Consider the following 17,123-nt stretch of genomic DNA (forward strand, 5'->3'; position numbering starts at 1 on the left):
CATGGCTGCAGCAGTGGAAATCAAGGCGCGAGACCCGCGCGACTACGTGAAGCCCGATGTCTGGGACCGAGAGATCGCACTCCTCATGCGAGACCACCCCTTCGACGAGGTCATGGCCGAGCGGCTCTTCGGCGCCGCCATCTCCTACTTGGTCAGCGCGATCGAGTACTGGGGCCAGGGCTTGGAAATGTGCTGCGGCCGACTGGTGGACACGGCCGTGCACGTCTTCATCCTCGACACGCGGAACTACCGTGAGTGGTGCGCCGACCACTTCGACGGCAGGTTCTTGGAGCACATCCCCGAGGTCGAGTTCAAGTACGACGGATCGGTGGAGAGGACCGCGCAGATCATCGCCGCCAATGGCTTCGAGGTGGATTGGAAGCTCTGGGAGCGGGACTACGCCAAGTGCGGCCCCTGCCGCCCCGGTGAGAACTGCCACTGACATCGACGAGGCGGGGCTCGGCTGCGCGGATAGGCAGCCGGGCCTGGCCCGTGTACATAAGAGCGCGGCCGGGTGAAAACGCGTCAAGGGCACGTAGCGGCCGTCGCGCCTGGGTACGGTGTCCAGCCTGTCGGGCACCCCCAGGAGGCCAGCCATGCCGCGCGAGTCCACGAACCTCCCCGAGTACTGGGACACCTACAAGCCTCATCGCGGGAAAGGGGAGCAACCGGCCCCCGAAGCTGACGTGTTCGCATGGACCCAGTACGACGGCCACGGGCCGGGAGAGGAGTTCTTGGGCGCACCGCGCACCGCCCTGGAGCTGGGTGCCGCCGAAGGCAGGGAAGCCGTCCACCTCGCCCGCAAAGGTGTTGATGTGGTCGCCCTGGACTTCTCCGCCGCTCAGGTCGCGCGGGCCCGCCGATGGTGGGGAGAGGAACCGAACCTGACCTTCGTCCAGGCGGAGGTTGTCGACCACCTCACCCACACCGAGGCGACGTACGACGCTGTGTTCTCCATTTGGGGTGCGATCTGGTTCACCGATCCCGAGACCCTGATCCCGCTGATCGCCGAACGTCTCAACCCCGGAGGCGTGCTCGCCTTCTCCCAGGCCGAACCGATCGAAGGCTTTCACGGTCCTCAGCCCATGTACGGAAACGGTCTTTCCGGTCGCAAGTTGACCTTGCTGCGCTGGTCCTACAGCCCGCAGTGGTGGGCTGACCTGCTGAAGCGCCACGGTTTCGCCGAGGTCGACGCCCAAGTCCTGGCGGCACCGAACCCTGAGGATGTGGGCACGCTCATGGTGCGTGCCCGCGTTCCTCAGTAAAAAGGCGGGCAGCATCCCTGAAGTAGGAATGGTTCAAAGTTTGCGCCGTTCCTACTTCACGGCTCACTGTCAGACCCCGACTGTGGGTTCGGCTGCCGAGCCGGCCCCCGCACAAGGCCGAGAACGCCAACCGTGCCCGGCGCCGGCGGTTCATTTCCTGGCCCGCCACCCGGACCCGTCCGCTGTGCTCGATTTCGCGCAGGAGACCGCGGGGCGGATCGACGACGCCCGTCGACTGGTGGCGGTCCACGCCGCGCTGAGCCGGCCGCGCCGACAGGAGCGCGAGGCCCGGCCCTGCCCGAGGCGGCGTGGTGCCGCGCCCGGAACGACGGGCGCGGCCGGCGGGTCCCCCGATTCCGATTTGCGGCTCGGGAGCCCGGCCGCACCCTGGACAGGGGGCCCGGCAGCACACCCGAGAGGACAGCGCGCATGCCCACGGTGACCACGCGTGACGGTGTCGACATCTTCTACAAGGACTGGGGCCGCGGCCGCCCCGTCGTCTTCCTCCATGGCTGGCCCCTGAACGGGGACGCCTGGCAGGACCAGCTCAAGGCGGTCGCGGACAACGGATTCCGCGGCATCGCGCACGACCGGCGCGGGCACGGCCGTTCGGCCCCGGTCTGGGACGGCTACGACTTCGACACCTTTGCGGACGACCTCGACGACCTGATCACTCAACTGGACCTGCGGGACGTCACGCTGGTCGCGCACTCGATGGGCGGCGGCGATCTCGCCCGCTACATCGGCCGCCACGGCACAGGCCGGATCAGGTCGGCCGTCCTGCTCTCGGCGATTGTGCCGCTGATGCTCAAGGGCCCCGACAACCCCGAGGGCGTACCCCAGTCCGTCTTCGACGACATCAAGAAGGGCATCCTCACCGAGCGTTCGCAGTTCTGGAAGGACACCGCGGTCGTCTTCTTCGGCGCGAACCGCGACGGCAACAAGGTCACCCAGGGCAACAAGGACGCCTTCTGGTACATGGCCATGGCCGAGACCATCGAGGGCGGTGTCGCCTGTGTCGACGCCTTCGCGGCCACGGACTTCCACGAGGATCTGAAGAAGTTCGACATTCCGACGCTGGTCGTCCACGGTGACGACGACCAGGTCGTCCCCATCGACGCCACGGGCCGCAAGTCCGCCGCACTCATCCCGGACGCGACCCTCAAGGTCTACGGGGGCGGCTCCCACGGCGTCGCTCTTGTCCCGGGCTACAAGGAGAAGTTCAACAGGGACCTCCTGGAGTTCCTCAAGCGCTGAACCACCGGTTTGCCGGGAAGAGCCGGGCCGTGTTCGGGGCGACGGCCCGGCTTCAAGTCGACGACCCGGCTTCCTCCCGTTCCGGCCGAGCCGGCGCATCACGCCTGATTTCTGCCGCCCTGTTCGGCTTCTGCGACGATGCGGAGAAACAGGGCGGATGACCAGGAAGGGAAAGGTATGTGCGGAATCGTCGGATACGTTGGTGGGCAGTCGGCGCAGGACGTCGTCGTCGCGGGCCTCAAGCGCCTCGAATACCGGGGCTACGACTCGGCGGGCCTCGCCGTCCTCGCGGACGGCGGCCTGGCCGCCGCGAAGAAGGCGGGGAAACTCGTCAACCTGGAGAAGGCGCTGGCCGAGGCCCCGCTCCCGGCCGGGACCACCGGAATCGGACACACCCGCTGGGCCACCCATGGCGCCCCCACCGACACCAACGCCCACCCGCACCTCGACAACGCGGGCCGGGTCGCCGTCGTGCACAACGGGATCATCGAGAACTTCGCCGTCCTGCGCGCCGAACTCGCCGAGCGCGGCCACGATCTGGCCTCCGAGACCGACACCGAGGTCGTCGCCCATCTCCTCTCCGAGGCGTACTCGTCCTGCGCCGACCTGGCGGAGGCGATGCGGCAGGTCTGCGGGCGGCTGGAGGGGGCCTTCACCCTCGTCGCCCTGCACGCGGACGCGCCCGGCACGGTGGTCGGGGCCCGGCGCAACTCACCGCTCGTGGTGGGGGTGGGGGAGGGCGAATCGTTCCTGGCCTCCGATGTGGCCGCGTTCATCGCGCACACCCGCTCGGCGATCGAGCTGGGCCAGGACCAGGTGGTGGAGCTGCGCCGGGAGGGCGTCACCGTCACCGACTTCGACGGGCGGCCCGCCGACGTCCGTGAGTACCACGTGGACTGGGACGTCTCCGCCGCCGAGAAGGGCGGCCACGACTCCTTCATGCTCAAGGAGATCGAGGACCAGCCCAAGGCCGTCGCCGACACGCTCCTCGGGCGGATCGACGGCGCGGGCACCCTCCACCTCGACGAGGTACGGATCCCGCCCCACGAACTCCGCGAGGTCGACAAGGTCGTCATCGTCGCGTGCGGCACCGCGTTCCACGCCGGGATGATCGCCAAGTACGCCATCGAGCACTGGACCCGGATCGCCTGCGAGACCGAGCTGGCCAGCGAGTTCCGCTACCGCGATCCGATCCTCGACCACCGCACCCTCGTCGTCGCGATCTCGCAGTCCGGCGAGACGATGGACACCCTGATGGCCCTGCGGCACGCCCGCGAACAGGGTGCGAAGGTCCTCGCCATCTGCAACACCAACGGCTCCACCATTCCCCGCGAGTCCGACGCCGTGCTCTACACGCACGCCGGGCCCGAGGTCGCCGTCGCCTCCACGAAGGCGTTCCTCACCCAGCTCGTCGCCTGCTATCTCGTGGCCCTCTATCTGGGGCAGATCCGCGGTACGAAGTGGGGCGACGAGATCCGGACCGTCATCCGCCAGCTCTCCGAGATCTCCGGGGCGGTCGAACGAGTGCTGGCGGCCATGGAACCCGTGCGCGCGCTGGCCCGTGCCCTCGCCGACCACGACACCGTGCTCTTCGTGGGCCGCCATGTCGGCTACCCCGTGGCCCTGGAAGGCGCGCTGAAGCTCAAGGAACTCGCGTACATGCACGCCGAGGGCTTCGCCGCGGGCGAGCTCAAGCACGGGCCGATCGCGCTCATCGAGGACGGTCTGCCCGTCGTCGTGATCGTGCCCTCGCCTCGCGGCCGGTCGGTGCTGCACGACAAGATCGTGTCGAACATCCAGGAGATCAGGGCCCGTGGCGCGCGCACCATCGTCATCGCCGAGGAGGGCGACGAGGCGGTCGTCCCGTACGCCGACCATCTGATCAGGATCCCCGTTACGCCTACGCTGCTTCAGCCGCTGGTGTCGACCGTGCCGTTGCAGGTGTTCGCCTGCGAACTGGCGACGGCCCGCGGCAACGACGTGGACCAGCCGCGCAATCTGGCGAAGTCCGTGACCGTGGAGTAGCGAGAGTTGAGGGAACACGCGTGATCATCGGGGTCGGGATCGATGTGGCCGAGATCGAACGGTTCGACGCGGCGCTGAAGCGTACGCCGCACCTGGCCGACCGGCTCTTCCTGGAGAAGGAGTTGCTGCTGCCCAGCGGCGAGCGGCGCGGTGTCGCCTCGCTCGCCGTGCGGTTCGCCGCGAAGGAGGCCATCGCGAAGGCGCTCGGCGCGCCGGGCGGCCTGCTGTGGACGGATGCCGAGGTGTACGTCGAGGACAGCGGGCAGCCCCGGTTGCGGGTCCGCGGCACGGTCGCCGCGCGCGCGGCCGAACTGGGCGTGCGGCACTGGCACGTGTCGCTCAGCCACGACGCGGGGGTGGCGTCGGCCGTGGTGATCGCGGAGGGTTGAGCACATGCGTACCGCGTACAGCGTTCAGACCGTACGGGCCGCCGAGCGGGCCCTGATGGCCCGGCTGCCGGACGGCGCCCTGATGCAGCGTGCCGCGGCGGGACTCGCGGCGGCGTGCGCCGATGTGCTGCGGCGGCGCGGCCGGGTGTACGGGGCCCGGGTCGTCCTGCTCGTCGGCAGCGGCGACAACGGGGGCGACGCGTTGTACGCGGGCGCCCGGCTGGCCCGGCGCGGCGCGGGCGTGCGCGCCGTGCTCACCTCGCCCGGCCGCGCCCACGAGGGCGGGCTCGCGGCGCTGCTCGCGGCGGGCGGGCGCGTGGCGGGCGGGGGCAGAGTCACGGGCGGGGACGGCGAAACCGGCGGGGACGGCGAAACGGGCGAGGGCGGAGACACGGCCGGGGGCCCGTTCGCGGCCGCCTGGGGCGGGCACGTCGATCTCGTCGTGGACGGGATCACCGGCATCGGCGGGCGCGGCGGGCTGCGTCCGCAGGCCGCCGCGCTGGTGCGGGCCTTCGAGGCGACCGGCGCGGCCTTCGTCGCCGTCGACCTGCCGAGCGGCGTCGAGGCGGACACCGGCGAGGTGCTCGGCGACGCGGTGCGGGCCGACGCGACCGTCACCTTCGGCACGTACAAGCCCGGACTGCTCATCGACCCGGCAGCCGGCCTGGCGGGCGCACTGCACCTCGTCGACATCGGGCTCGGCCCGGAGCTGCCCGACGTGCCCGACCTGGAGGCGCTGCAGTACGCGGACCTCGCCGCGCTCCTGCCGGTCCCCGGCAGCGAGAGCGACAAGTACCGGCGCGGTGTCGTCGGCATCGTCGCCGGGTCGGCGCGGTATCCGGGAGCGGCGGTGCTGGCCGTCTCCGGGGCGCTGCGGGGCGGCGCCGGAGCGGTGCGGTACGTCGGTCCGGGCGCCGGCGCGGTGATCGCCCGCCATCCGGAGACGCTGGTCCACGCGGGGCCGCCGTCGAAGGCGGGGCGGGTGCAGGCCTGGGTCGTGGGGCCGGGGCTCGGTGACGGTACGGATGCCGTGGAGGCGGTCCGTGACGTGCTGGAGGCGGACGTTCCGGTGCTTGTCGACGCCGACGGGCTGCGGCTGCTCGACGCCACCGCCGTACGCGCGCGCACCGCCCCGACCCTCCTCACGCCGCACGCCGGTGAGGCCGCCGCGCTGCTCGGCGTCCCGCGTGAGGAGGTCGAGGCGGGGCGGCTCGCCGCCGTACGGGAACTGGCCGCCCGCTTCCGCGCCACGGTCCTGCTCAAGGGGTCGACGACCCTGGTCGCCGGCGACGCCGGAACCACCCCCGTACGGGTCAATCCGACCGGCACCTCCTGGCTGGCCACGGCCGGCAGCGGTGACGTCCTCTCCGGCCTGACCGGCTCGCTGCTGGCGGCGGGCCTCGCCCCGCGCGACGCCGCGTCGGCCGGCGCGTATCTGCACGGCCTGGCCGCCCGGCACGCCTCGGACGGCGCCCCCGTCGCCGCGCAGGACGTCGCGGAGGCGATCCCGGCGGCGTGGCGGGACGTACGGGCCTGAGTGATCCTGGGCGCAGACGGACGCCGACAGGAGGGTTGACCGTGGGTACCAGCAAGGGCAACAGCGATGTACGCGTACGCCGGGTGTACGAGCCGAAGGAGGCCGACGACGGCACCCGCGTCCTCGTCGACCGGCTCTGGCCGCGCGGCGAGTCCAAGGAGCGGGCCGCGATCGACAAGTGGCTCAAGGACATCACCCCGTCGAACGAGCTCCGCGAGTGGTACCACGAGGACCGCTCCGGCATCCGCTACGACGAGTTCGCCGAACGCTACCGCGCCGAACTGGCCGACCCCGTCCACACCGCGGCCGTCGACGAGCTGGTGGAACTGGTCCGCGAGGGCGGCCCGGTCACGCTGGTCACGGCGGTCAAGGACGTACCGCACAGCCACGTCCCGGTCCTCGTCGACCACCTGGAACACGAGCTGCGCCACCACTGAGGTGGACGTGCGTGGGCCGGCGGATCCCCTTGGGGAGGGGCCTTTCCCGACCCGCCGCCCGAAGGGTTTGCCGTACGCCTCTGAGAGACTGGGCGCGATGAACGAGACAGCGTCCTTGAGAGCCCGTGCCGAGATCGACCTCGCCGCATTGCGCGCCAACGTGCGTGCACTGCGCGCTCGGGCGGGCGCCGCGCAACTCATGGCCGTCGTCAAAGCCGATGCGTACGGACACGGAGCGGTGCCCTGCGCCCGTGCCGCCCTGGAGGCCGGGGCGACCTGGCTGGGCACCGCGACGCCGCAGGAGGCGCTCGCCCTGCGGGCGGCCGGGCTCGGTGGCCGGGTGATGTGCTGGCTGTGGACGCCGGGCGGGCCCTGGCGCGAGGCGATCGAGGCCGACATCGATGTGTCGGTGAGCGGGATGTGGGCCCTGCGCGAGGTCGTCGCCGCGGCCACGGAGGCCGGCATTCCGGCCCGTGTCCAGCTCAAGGCCGACACCGGCCTCGGGCGCAACGGCTGCCAGCCCGCCGACTGGCCCGAGCTCGTCGCCGCCGCCCGCTCCGCCGAGGAGGCGGGCACCGTCAGGATCACCGGCCTCTGGTCCCACTTCGCCTGCGCCGACGAACCGGGCCACCCCTCCATCGCCGCCCAGCTGAACGCCTTCCGCGACATGGTCGCGTACGCGGAGAAGGCGGGCGTCGACCCCGAGGTGCGCCACATGGCGAACTCCCCGGCGACGCTGACGATCCCCGAGGCACACTTCGATCTCGTACGGCCCGGGATCGCGATGTACGGCATCTCGCCCAGCCTCGAGCTGGGCACCCCGGCCGACTTCGGGCTGCGCCCCGTCATGACACTCAGCGCGTCGATCGCCCTGGTCAAGCAGGTGCGGGCCGGTCACGGGATCAGCTACGGACACCACTACACGACCTCCGCCGAGACCACCCTGGGCCTGGTCCCGCTCGGCTACGCGGACGGCATCCCGCGCCATGCCTCCGGCCGCGCCCCCGTCCTCGTCGGCGGCGTGTGGCGGCGGATCGCGGGCCGGGTGGCCATGGACCAGTTCGTCGTCGACCTCGACGGTGACCGGATCGAGGTGGGCAGCGAGGCGGTGCTCTTCGGCCCGGGGGACCGGGGCGAGCCGGGCGCCGAGGACTGGGCGCAGGCCGCCGACACGATCGCGTACGAGATCGTCACCCGGATCGGCAGCCGTGTGCCCCGCGTCCATCTGCATGCGACCCCGGCCGGGTCCTGACTGAACAAGCGCCCCTGACCAGGCACGATCTGAGCACGACCGGAACAGACCGGCCCTGACCTGACGGACACGACCGACGAGGAGCGCGGCACGGTGAGCGAGATCAGCGCGGGGGACGCGGTGACCACGGCCGCCACGGCGGTCGGCTGGCGCCGGGCGGGGATCGCCGGAGCCGCCATAGGCGTGATCGCGGCGGGCGCGGCCGCCGGTGTCGCCGTCGAGCGGCTGACCGTGGGCCGCGGCATGCGCAGGCGGGCCAGGCTGGCGCTGGACGCCTCGGGACCGTACGGCTCGCTGCGCGGACTGCCGGGCCGGGCGAACGCCGACGACGGCACCGAGCTGTACTACGAGGTCGACGAGGTCGACCCCGACGGCGGTACGGGGGCCGCCGGGAGCGGTGCGACCACCCCCGGTACCGTCGGCACGCGCCGCCGAAGGCTCTTCGGCCGCAAGGCGCCCGCGCCCGTCACCGTCGTCTTCAGCCACGGGTACTGCCTCAGCCAGGACTCCTGGCACTTCCAGCGGGCGGCGCTGCGCGGCCTGGTCCGCACCGTCCACTGGGACCAGCGCAGCCACGGCCGCTCCGAGCGGGGCCGGGCCCAGGCGGACGGGGTGACGGTCGGCATCGACCAGCTGGGCCGTGACCTGAAGGCGGTCATCGACGCGGTGGCTCCCGAGGGCAGGCTGGTGCTGGTCGGGCACTCGATGGGCGGCATGACGATGATGGCGCTCGCCGAGCAGTACCCCCAGCTCGTCCGGGACCGGGTCGCCGCGATCGCCTTCGTCGGCACATCGAGCGGGAAGCTCGGCGAGGTCAGCTTCGGGCTGCCGGTCGCGGGCGTGAACGCGGTGCGGCGGGTGCTGCCCGGGGTGCTCAAGGCGCTCGGCTCCCAGGCCGAACTGGTGGAACGGGGCCGGCGGGCGACCGCCGACCTCTTCGCCGGGCTGATCAAGCGGTACTCGTTCGGTTCGCGGGACGTCGACCCGGCAGTCGAGCGGTTCGCCGAGCGGCTCATCGAATCCACCCCGATCGATGTGGTCGCCGAGTTCTACCCGGCCTTCACCGAGCACGACAAGACCCACGTCCTGCCCGCGTTCCGTGACGTCCCGGTGCTGATCCTGGCGGGCGACAAGGACCTGGTGACGCCCAGCTCGCACAGCGAGGCCATGGCGGACCAGCTCCCGGACGCGGAGCTGGTCATCGTCCCGGACGCCGGTCATCTGGTGATGCTGGAACACCCGGAGACGGTGACCGACCGGCTGGCGGACCTGCTGGTGCGTATCGGGGCGGTGCCCGCCGCCACCGACGTCGGCGGGCAGGGAAGTAACGTTGGCGGACATGGAAGCACCGCACAACAGCCTGGCAACTGAGGCCGGCACGGGCGCCGCGCCGGGCACCGTCACCGTGGACCTGGCCGTCGAGTCCCCCGATCAGATGCAGGCCCTCGGCCGCCGCATCGCCGCTGTCCTGCGCCCCGGCGACCTCGTGATGCTCTCCGGGGAGCTCGGCGCCGGGAAGACGACGCTGACCCGGGGGCTCGGCGAGGGTCTCGGGGTGCGCGGCGCCGTCACGTCCCCCACGTTCGTGATCGCCCGCGTCCACCCCTCGCTGACCGGTGGCCCCGCGCTGGTCCACGTCGACGCGTACCGGCTGGGCGGCGGCCTCGACGAGATGGAGGACCTGGACCTCGACGTGTCGCTGCCGGAGTCGGTGGTGGTCGTGGAGTGGGGCGACGGCAAGGTCGAGGAGCTGTCCGAGGACCGGCTGCACGTGATGATCCACCGTGCGGTCGGCGACACGGACGACGAGCGGCGCTCGGTGACGCTGGTGGGGATCGGGGCGCGCTGGGCGGGGCTGTGGGGGGCGCGCGAGGTGCTGGAGGGCTGAGCGCGGGGGCACCGGAGGGCTGAGCGCGGCGCGCCTTCCGGCAGCTTTCCCCACCCTTCCCGACCGTGTGCCGACACTGTGTCGGCAAATTGTTGCGCCGGGCGGGGCGGGCGTGGTCACATGGATGGCGAGAGCGGGTTAGGTCTGCCTAACCAGGCCTTCCAGCGGAGCCTCAGGAGGCATCCATGACGACGTCTGCCGAACGTGAAGTGCCGCCGCCATCGATGGGTGACCTGCTGAAGGCCGGTGCCGCGGCCACGGCGGTCTCGACGCCGCCGTCCGACCCGGCCCCGGCGCGCGCGGACGCCGATTCCGACTCCGAACCCGACACGGATGCCGACTCCGAAGCCGAGGGGGCTGAGGCGGGGCTCGAACGCCGGGCGGGCTGAACGGCTGTCCCGATCGGGGCGCGGGTTCTGTTCCGGCCGAGGATGCCGGGGCCCGGCGGCTACGGGACGACGACCACCTTCGTGCGTACCGTCGCGAACTCCCACACCGCGTCCCCGTCGGCCCGGGACATCCGCACGCCGCCCGTCTTCAGGGACGGATCCGGGCTCTCCATCGAGCCGTCCACCGCCGCGCTGAATCCGACGGACGCGCCGTCCACCATCGCGAACCGCACCACGTGCTCGATCATCACGCCGTCCGAGCCCCTGGTGGGCGGCCCCTGGCGCGGCGCACCCACCTGGTACGTCCCGGGCCGCGGGCTCAGCGCGCTCGGCATGACCTCGAACGTCCTGGTCACCTTGCCGGACGCGTCGACGAGCCACACCTGACGGTCCTCCAGGGCGTACACCACACGCTTGCCGATGCCGGAGCCGGCCGGGAGCGCGGCCGGCGGCTTCTCTTCCTTCGGCTTGTCGTGCCTGGCGGCGGGTGCGCTGCTGGAAACCTTCGGCTTGGGGGCGGCGACGGAGTCGGGGGCGTTCGCCGATGCCTGGTAGGCCAGGAAACCGACCGCGGCGAGAGCCGCCGCAGTGAGCCCGGCCACGATTCCCGAGCTGCCCCTTGCCACCGTGCGCGCCCCTTTCGCTCTGTATGTCGTACAAGCGTTTAGCGATTACGTCGTACCCGCGTGCGTTCTCGGTGACGGTAGCAGCAGGGGCCGGCCGGACCGGGACGCCGTACGGGACACCGTGCCCCCGTCACAGGAGCCGTAGGCTGTTTGCGTGCTCTTGCTCGCCGTGGATACCGCCACCCCCGCCGTCACCGTCGCCCTTCACGACGGAACCTCCGTCGTCGCCGAGTCCGGCCAGGTCGACGCCCGAAGGCACGGGGAGCTGCTGCTGCCCGCCGTCGACCGGGTCCTCGCCGAGGCCGGGGTGAAACTCGACGCCGTGACGGACGTGGTCGTGGGCGTCGGCCCCGGACCGTACACCGGGCTGCGGGTCGGCCTGGTCACGGCCGCGACCTTCGGCTCCGCACTCTCCGTGCCCGTGCACGGGATCTGCACCCTGGACGGTCTCGCGTACGCCGCCGGGCAGACCGGCCTGGAGGGCCCATTCGCCGTCGCGACGGACGCCCGCCGCAAGGAGGTCTACTGGGCGCGCTACGAGGACTGCCGTACGCGCGTCACGGAGCCCGCCGTCGACCGGCCCGCCGACATCGCCGAGCAGCTCGCCTCAGTTCCCGTCGTCGGGGCGGGCGCCGTGCTCTACCCCGAGGCGTTCCCGGACGCCCGGCGCCCCGAGCACGTCAGCGCCGGTGCGCTGGCCGCCCTCGCCGCCGAGCGGCTCGCCGCGGGCGCGGAACTGCTGCCGCCGCGGCCGCTCTACCTGCGCAGGCCCGACGCCCAGGTCCCGAAGAACTACAAGGTGGTCACCCCGAAGTGACGAGCACGACTGCCGTACTGCGCGAGATGCGCTGGTGGGACATCGATCCGGTGCTGGCGCTCGAACACGAGCTGTTCCCGGACGACGCCTGGTCGGCCGGCATGTTCTGGTCCGAGCTGGCGCACGCCCGCGGCCCGCGGGCCACCCGCCGCTACGTCGTCGCCGAGGACCCCGCCTCCGGCCGGATCGTCGGCTATGCCGGGCTCGCCGCGGCCGGTGACCTCGCCGACGTGCAGACGATCGGTGTCACCCGCGACCACTGGGGCGGCGGCCTCGGCTCCGAACTCCTCACCGATCTGCTGAAGCACGCCACGGCCTTCGAGTGCGCCGAGGTGCTCCTCGAAGTCCGCGTCGACAACACCCGGGCGCAGAAGCTGTACGAACGCTTCGGCTTCGAACCGATCGGTTTCCGCCGCGGCTACTACCAGCCCGGCAACATCGACGCACTCGTCATGCGCCTGACGGTGCAAGAGCCCGCACAAGAGACAGAGACTGACTGATGGCTGACGAACCGCTCGTACTCGGCATCGAGACCTCCTGCGACGAGACCGGCGTCGGCATCGTCCGCGGTACGACGCTGCTCGCCGACGCCGTCGCGTCCAGCGTCGACACGCACGCCCGCTTTGGCGGCGTCGTCCCGGAGATCGCCTCCCGCGCGCACCTGGAGGCGATGGTCCCCACGATCGAGCGCGCCCTGAAGGAGGCCGGGATCAGCGCCCGCGACCTCGACGGCATCTCCGTCACCGCCGGTCCCGGGCTCGCGGGCGCGCTGCTCGTCGGCGTCTCGGCGGCGAAGGCGTACGCGTACGCCCTGAACAAGCCGCTCTACGGGGTGAACCACCTCGCCTCGCACATCTGCGTCGACCAGCTGGAGCACGGCCCGCTGCCCGAACCGACCATGGCGCTGCTGGTCAGCGGCGGCCACTCCTCGCTGCTCCTCGCGCCGGACATCACCAACGACGTACGGCCGCTGGGCGCGACCATCGACGACGCGGCGGGCGAGGCCTTCGACAAGATCGCCCGGGTGCTGGACCTCGGCTTCCCCGGCGGCCCGGTCATCGACCGGCTGGCGAAGGAGGGCGACCCGAAGGCGATCGCGTTCCCGCGCGGACTGAGCGGCTCGCGCGATCCCGCGTACGACTTCTCCTTCTCCGGCCTGAAGACGTCCGTCGCCCGCTGGATCGAGGCGAAGCGGGCCGCGGGCGAGGACGTGCCGGTACGGGATGTGGCGGCGTCCTTCCAGGAGGCCGTGGTGGATGTGCTCACCCGTAAGGCCGTCCGGGCCTGCAAGGACGAGGGCGTCGACCACCTGATGATCGGCGGCGGTGTCGCGGCCAACTCGCGGCTGCGGGCGCTGGCCGAGGAGCGGTGCGAGCGCGCCGGCATCCGGCTGCGGGTGCCGCGGCCGGGGCTGTGCACGGACAACGGGGCGATGGTCGCCGCGCTGGGCGCGGAGATGGTGGCCCGGAACAGGCCGGCCTCCGACCTGGAGCTGTCCGCGGACTCGTCGCTGCCGGTGACCGACACCCACGTCCCCGGTGCCCACACGCACGACCACGATCACGTGCACGAGATCAGCAAGGACAACCTCTACTCATGAGCGGCACGAGCGGTACGACCGTCGCACTGATGTGGGAGGCCCGCGCCGGCGCCGGCCGGGGCCCGGAGCTCCTGGAGTGGGCCCGGGCCCGTGCGGCCGAGCTGGCCCGCGAACCGCTGCGACGCGAGCTGCTGCGCGCCCCGCAGGACCGGGTCCTGGTCCTCACCTGGTGGGAGGCGGAGTACGGCGACGAGCTGCCCGAACTCCCCGAGCCGGACCCGGAGTTGATCACTCGCCCGGTGCACCGGTGGCGCTTCGAGTCGCTGGGGGCCGTGGACTTCCCCGGCTGATCGGCCCTCGGTGATCGCGTTGGGTTCCGCGGCTGGCCGGCCTTCGGTGATCGTGCGGGTCCCCGGCCGCCGTGACAGCCCCGGTGGCCGGCTCGTCGGCCGCTCCGGTGGCCGCCCCGGAAGATTCTCAGAAGAATTTCCGGTGGAGCTGTCGATCCGGCCGTCTCCCGTTCGACGCAAGGGTGAGAGGCGGGGAAGGACCCCGCCCTCCCGACCGAGGAGTCACCATGCCCCGCTTCATGTCGCTGATCCGCATCGATGAGCAGAACCCTCCCACCGAGAACCCGGGCCCCGAGTTCGAGAAGCGCATGGGCGCCCTCTTCGAGGAGATCACCAAGGCCGGAGTCATGCTGGAGACGGCCGGGCTCACCCCGACGTCCCAGGGGACCAGGGTCACCTGGTCCGGCGGCAAGCTCAGTTACACCGACGGCCCGTTCACCGAGACCAAGGAGGTCGTCGGCGGGTACGCCATCCTCCAGGCCAAGGACAAGGCCGAGGCCCTGGAGTGGACCAAGCGGTTCCTGCAGATCCACCCGGAGAGCTGGACCGTCACCTCCGAGGTGCGCCAGATCGACGAGGCCCCGAGCATCTGACCGGGCCCCGCTTGCCGCGTTCCCGCCCGGCTGCTCTGATGAGTGACCGTGACGGCAGTAAGCGCGCAGACGGCGGTCGATGCGGTCTTCAGGATCGAGTCCGCGCGGATCATCGCAGGTGTCGCCCGCATCGTGCGGGACGTGGGCATCGCCGAGGAACTCGCGCAGGACGCCCTGGTGGCCGCGCTGGAACAGTGGCCGGAGTCAGGTGTCCCGGACCGGCCGGGCGCCTGGCTCATGGCCACCGCCAGACACCGCGCGATCGATCTCGTACGCCGCAAGGAGACGTACGCGCGTAAGCTCGCCGAGGTGGGACGGGCCCTGGAGGACGTGCCGCCGCCCGAGCCCCCGGAAACGGACGACATCGACGACGATCTGCTCCGGCTGATCTTCACCGCCTGCCACCCGGTGCTCACCACCGCGGCCCGGATCGCCCTCACCCTGCGGCTGCTCGGCGGGCTCACCACTCAGGAGATCGCCCGCGCGTTCCTGGCCCCGGAACCGACCGTCGCCCAGCGCATCGTCCGGGCGAAACGGACCCTGGGCCGCGAGGGCGTCCCCTTCGAGGTGCCGTACGGGCCCGAGCGCGCCGCCCGCCTGGACTCCGTGCTCGAAGTCATCTACCTGATCTTCAACGAGGGGTACGCGGCAACCGCGGGCGACGACTGGCTACGCCCGGCGCTGTGCGAGGACGCGCTACGGCTGGCCCGGGTCCTCGCGGGCCTGATGGAGCGGGAACCCGAGGTCCACGGCCTGGCCGCGCTGCTGGAACTCCAGGCCTCGCGCACCGCCGCCAGGACCGGGCCGGACGGTGCGCCGGTGCTCCTCGCCGACCAGAACCGGGCCCGCTGGGACCACCTCCTGATCCGGCGCGGCGTCGCGGCCCTGGAACGGGCCGTGGCGGCGACGGAGGAGGGCGCCGGTCTCGGCCCGTACACCGTGCAGGCCGCGATCGCCGCGTGCCACGCCCGGGCAGTGACGTACGAGGACACGGACTGGGCCACCATCGCCGCCCTCTACGCCCGTCTCGCCGCGATCGCACCGTCCCCGGTCGTCGAGCTGAACCGGGCGGTGGCGGTCTCGATGGCGCGGGGCCCGGCGGCCGGTCTCGCGCTCGTCGACGCGCTGGCCGACGACCCGGCGCTCAAGGACTACCACCTGCTGCCCAGCGTCCGCGGAGATCTGCTGGCCAGGCTGGGACGTACGGACGAGGCGCGGGCGGAGTTCGTACGGGCGGCGGGACTGACCCGCAACGAACGGGAGCGCGCGCTGCTCCTGGACCGCGCGGCAGGCGCGGACCACGCCGGCCGATGAGCTCCGGGCCACCGGACCGGACCGCACCGCCACACCGCCGCGTCGGTCTACGGCACGGCCACGCCCATCGACTCGGCCGCCATCGCCTTCGGCGCGCCCTTCTCGTAGAACTCGTCGAGGTCGACGATCGTGAACCCCGCGGCCGTCAGCATCTCGGCGACCGGCCGGGTCAGGCGGCACCCGGCGAAGAGCCGCCGCTCCAGCGGATCGAGGCGGCGTTGCCAGCGGCGTACGTTCTCGTCCTCCTGTGGCGCCAGACCGTGCTCCAGGAAATGCAGGGTCGCACCGGGTTTGAGGACCCGGCGCACCTCGCGCAGCGCCGCGTCGGCGTCGGGGATGGTGCACAGCGCCCACGTCGACAGGGCGCCGTCGAAGGTGTTGTCCTCGAACGGCAGGTACTGGCTGTCCAGACAGGCGCGCCGCACCAAGGGGTGCCCCGCGTCGATCCGGTCACGCGCCAGCTTCCAGCCGAGATCGGACGGCTCGACCGCGGCCACTTCGGTGACGGCGTCCGGGTAGAACGGAACGTTGTGTCCGGAACCGAACCCGATCTCGATGATCTCGCCGTACAGGCCCTCGCAGACCCGGCGCCGCAACGGTTCGACCTGCTTCATCCCGCCGACGGCATCGGCGATCCGGGGCACGATCCGTTCGGCATAGAACCCCATCGCGAACCTCCGTGTGTCCCTTTCCAGCATGGCACCGAGGCGGCCCCTGCGCACCGTGCCGCCCGCCGGGCGGGGGCGCGCGGTCGGTAGGGTCTGGCCCATGTTTCGCCGCGCACAACTGCCGCCGCCGCCACCGCCCGTGGAGATACGTACCTGGCCCGACCGCGAGGCGCTGCTCGCCGACCGGGCCGTGGTGCTCGGGGAGTTGGTGAGGGCGCATATGTCACCGGGGCGCCTGGTGATGCTGTGGCTGTGGGGAGTGCTCTGTGCGCTCGGCTGGTCGCTGGTGGGCGCGGCGCTCATCACGTTCGAGGAGACGTACGACATCTTCAGCGCCCTCCTCGCCGTGATCCTCGCCGGCATGGGCGCCTGCTGCGCGGTGCCGGCGGTCGTCATCGTCGTCATCGGCCTGCGCCGCGACATCGAAGTGCGCCGACTTCTCGACGCCTGGGGGCAGTTGGACCGCGATCCGGTGCGGGACGCGCAGTTGCGGATGCCGGGCGTCAGCCTCGTCTGGCTGCTGATGTCCTTCACGCTGTGCGCACTCGGGCTGTACGCGTGCATCGCCGTCCCGGCGACCGCCGAGGCGGCCCAGGACAGTTTCGGGCTGGTCGCGCTGGTCACCGGACTCGGGACGACCGGCTGGCTCATCGGGCTGATCGGCATCGTCAAGGCCTCCGCGCACCGCCGTTGGGTACTGCGGGTGCTGATCGGGGTGCCCGCTCCGGAGCCGCTGTTCTCCGTCGGGGGCGGCGCGCACCGCTGAGTCCGGACCT

General features: G+C 72.0%; 20 protein-coding genes and 1 pseudogene. 19 read left to right on the top strand and 2 right to left on the bottom strand.

All coding sequences use genetic code 11. The annotated features are described in order from the left end of the window. Position 1 precedes the first annotated feature (1 nt). From OH735_RS22535 to OH735_RS22590, 12 genes and pseudogenes are all read left to right on the top strand, one after another. Positions 2-442 (top strand): hypothetical protein, encoded by a 441-nt coding sequence (locus tag OH735_RS22535; RefSeq protein WP_406383312.1) that lies wholly within the window; start codon positions 2-4, stop codon positions 440-442. A 154-nt stretch (positions 443-596) separates the two neighbouring features. After that, positions 597-1,265 (top strand): class I SAM-dependent methyltransferase, encoded by a 669-nt coding sequence (locus OH735_RS22540; RefSeq protein WP_406383313.1) that lies wholly within the window; start codon positions 597-599, stop codon positions 1,263-1,265. A 110-nt stretch (positions 1,266-1,375) separates the two neighbouring features. After that, a pseudogene (locus OH735_RS22545) lies at positions 1,376-1,551 on the top strand (RNA polymerase sigma factor); the annotation flags it as partial. A gap of 143 nt (positions 1,552-1,694) precedes the next feature. Continuing rightward, positions 1,695-2,522, top strand: coding sequence for an alpha/beta fold hydrolase (locus OH735_RS22550; protein WP_406383314.1), 828 nt, complete (start codon positions 1,695-1,697; stop codon positions 2,520-2,522). A gap of 177 nt (positions 2,523-2,699) precedes the next feature. Beyond that, a complete protein-coding gene (gene glmS / locus OH735_RS22555; protein ID WP_406383315.1) occupies positions 2,700-4,547 on the top strand; it encodes a glutamine--fructose-6-phosphate transaminase (isomerizing) in 1,848 nt (615 codons plus the stop codon). Between the two features lie 20 nt (positions 4,548-4,567). Continuing rightward, positions 4,568-4,936 (top strand): holo-ACP synthase, encoded by a 369-nt coding sequence (locus tag OH735_RS22560; RefSeq protein WP_406383316.1) that lies wholly within the window; start codon positions 4,568-4,570, stop codon positions 4,934-4,936. Positions 4,937-4,940: 4 nt separating this feature from the next. Continuing rightward, entirely contained in the window at positions 4,941-6,473 is a 1,533-nt protein-coding gene (locus OH735_RS22565) for an NAD(P)H-hydrate dehydratase (RefSeq protein WP_406383317.1), read from the top strand. 41 nt (positions 6,474-6,514) lie between these two features. Beyond that, entirely contained in the window at positions 6,515-6,910 is a 396-nt protein-coding gene (locus tag OH735_RS22570; protein WP_406383318.1) for a DUF488 domain-containing protein, read from the top strand. A gap of 97 nt (positions 6,911-7,007) precedes the next feature. Next, positions 7,008-8,162, top strand: coding sequence for an alanine racemase (alr, locus tag OH735_RS22575; protein ID WP_406383319.1), 1,155 nt, complete (start codon positions 7,008-7,010; stop codon positions 8,160-8,162). Positions 8,163-8,255: 93 nt separating this feature from the next. Continuing rightward, a complete protein-coding gene (locus tag OH735_RS22580; RefSeq protein ID WP_406383320.1) occupies positions 8,256-9,533 on the top strand; it encodes an alpha/beta fold hydrolase in 1,278 nt (425 codons plus the stop codon). Further along, a complete protein-coding gene (gene tsaE, locus OH735_RS22585) occupies positions 9,502-10,050 on the top strand; it encodes a tRNA (adenosine(37)-N6)-threonylcarbamoyltransferase complex ATPase subunit type 1 TsaE (protein WP_406383321.1) in 549 nt (182 codons plus the stop codon). Before OH735_RS22580 ends, tsaE begins: the two co-directional genes overlap by 32 nt. 185 nt (positions 10,051-10,235) lie before the next feature. After that, positions 10,236-10,439, top strand: coding sequence for a hypothetical protein (locus OH735_RS22590; RefSeq protein ID WP_406383322.1), 204 nt, complete (start codon positions 10,236-10,238; stop codon positions 10,437-10,439). A 59-nt stretch (positions 10,440-10,498) separates the two neighbouring features. Here the strand turns inward: OH735_RS22590 and OH735_RS22595 are convergent, their stop codons facing one another. Beyond that, the gene (locus OH735_RS22595) at positions 10,499-11,065 is read right to left on the bottom strand and encodes a hypothetical protein (RefSeq protein ID WP_406383324.1); all 567 of its coding nucleotides are present in this window, start codon (positions 11,063-11,065) and stop codon (positions 10,499-10,501) included. Positions 11,066-11,219: 154 nt separating this feature from the next. On the opposite strand from OH735_RS22595, the gene tsaB reads away from it, so the two are divergent. From tsaB to OH735_RS22625, 6 genes are all read left to right on the top strand, one after another. After that, positions 11,220-11,882, top strand: coding sequence for a tRNA (adenosine(37)-N6)-threonylcarbamoyltransferase complex dimerization subunit type 1 TsaB (gene tsaB / locus OH735_RS22600; RefSeq protein WP_406383325.1), 663 nt, complete (start codon positions 11,220-11,222; stop codon positions 11,880-11,882). Beyond that, the gene (rimI, locus tag OH735_RS22605; RefSeq protein ID WP_406383326.1) at positions 11,879-12,382 is read left to right on the top strand and encodes a ribosomal protein S18-alanine N-acetyltransferase; all 504 of its coding nucleotides are present in this window, start codon (positions 11,879-11,881) and stop codon (positions 12,380-12,382) included. The genes tsaB and rimI overlap by 4 nt, the downstream gene beginning before the upstream one ends. Beyond that, positions 12,382-13,482 carry a tRNA (adenosine(37)-N6)-threonylcarbamoyltransferase complex transferase subunit TsaD gene (gene tsaD, locus OH735_RS22610; RefSeq protein WP_406383327.1) on the top strand — a complete coding sequence of 367 codons (1,101 nt, stop codon included), beginning with the start codon at positions 12,382-12,384 and terminating at the stop codon, positions 13,480-13,482. The genes rimI and tsaD overlap by 1 nt, the downstream gene beginning before the upstream one ends. Then, positions 13,479-13,772, top strand: a complete 294-nt coding sequence (locus OH735_RS22615; protein WP_406383328.1) for a hypothetical protein — start codon at positions 13,479-13,481, stop codon at positions 13,770-13,772. The genes tsaD and OH735_RS22615 overlap by 4 nt, the downstream gene beginning before the upstream one ends. 227 nt (positions 13,773-13,999) lie before the next feature. Beyond that, positions 14,000-14,365, top strand: coding sequence for a YciI family protein (locus OH735_RS22620; protein ID WP_406383329.1), 366 nt, complete (start codon positions 14,000-14,002; stop codon positions 14,363-14,365). A gap of 42 nt (positions 14,366-14,407) precedes the next feature. Then, positions 14,408-15,679: an RNA polymerase sigma factor gene (locus OH735_RS22625; protein ID WP_406383330.1), complete on the top strand. Its 1,272-nt coding sequence runs from the start codon at positions 14,408-14,410 to the stop codon at positions 15,677-15,679. Between the two features lie 47 nt (positions 15,680-15,726). Here OH735_RS22625 and OH735_RS22630 read toward each other — a convergent pair whose 3' ends face one another. Then, positions 15,727-16,347, bottom strand: a complete 621-nt coding sequence (locus OH735_RS22630) for a class I SAM-dependent methyltransferase (protein WP_406383331.1) — start codon at positions 16,345-16,347, stop codon at positions 15,727-15,729. Between the two features lie 100 nt (positions 16,348-16,447). Between OH735_RS22630 and OH735_RS22635 the strand changes: the two genes are divergently transcribed. Then, the gene (locus OH735_RS22635; protein ID WP_406383332.1) at positions 16,448-17,113 is read left to right on the top strand and encodes a hypothetical protein; all 666 of its coding nucleotides are present in this window, start codon (positions 16,448-16,450) and stop codon (positions 17,111-17,113) included. Positions 17,114-17,123 lie beyond the last annotated feature (10 nt).

It is taken from the genome of Streptomyces sp. NBC_01618 (genome assembly GCF_045209435.1).
Taxonomy (GTDB): Bacteria; Actinomycetota; Actinomycetes; order Streptomycetales; family Streptomycetaceae; genus Streptomyces.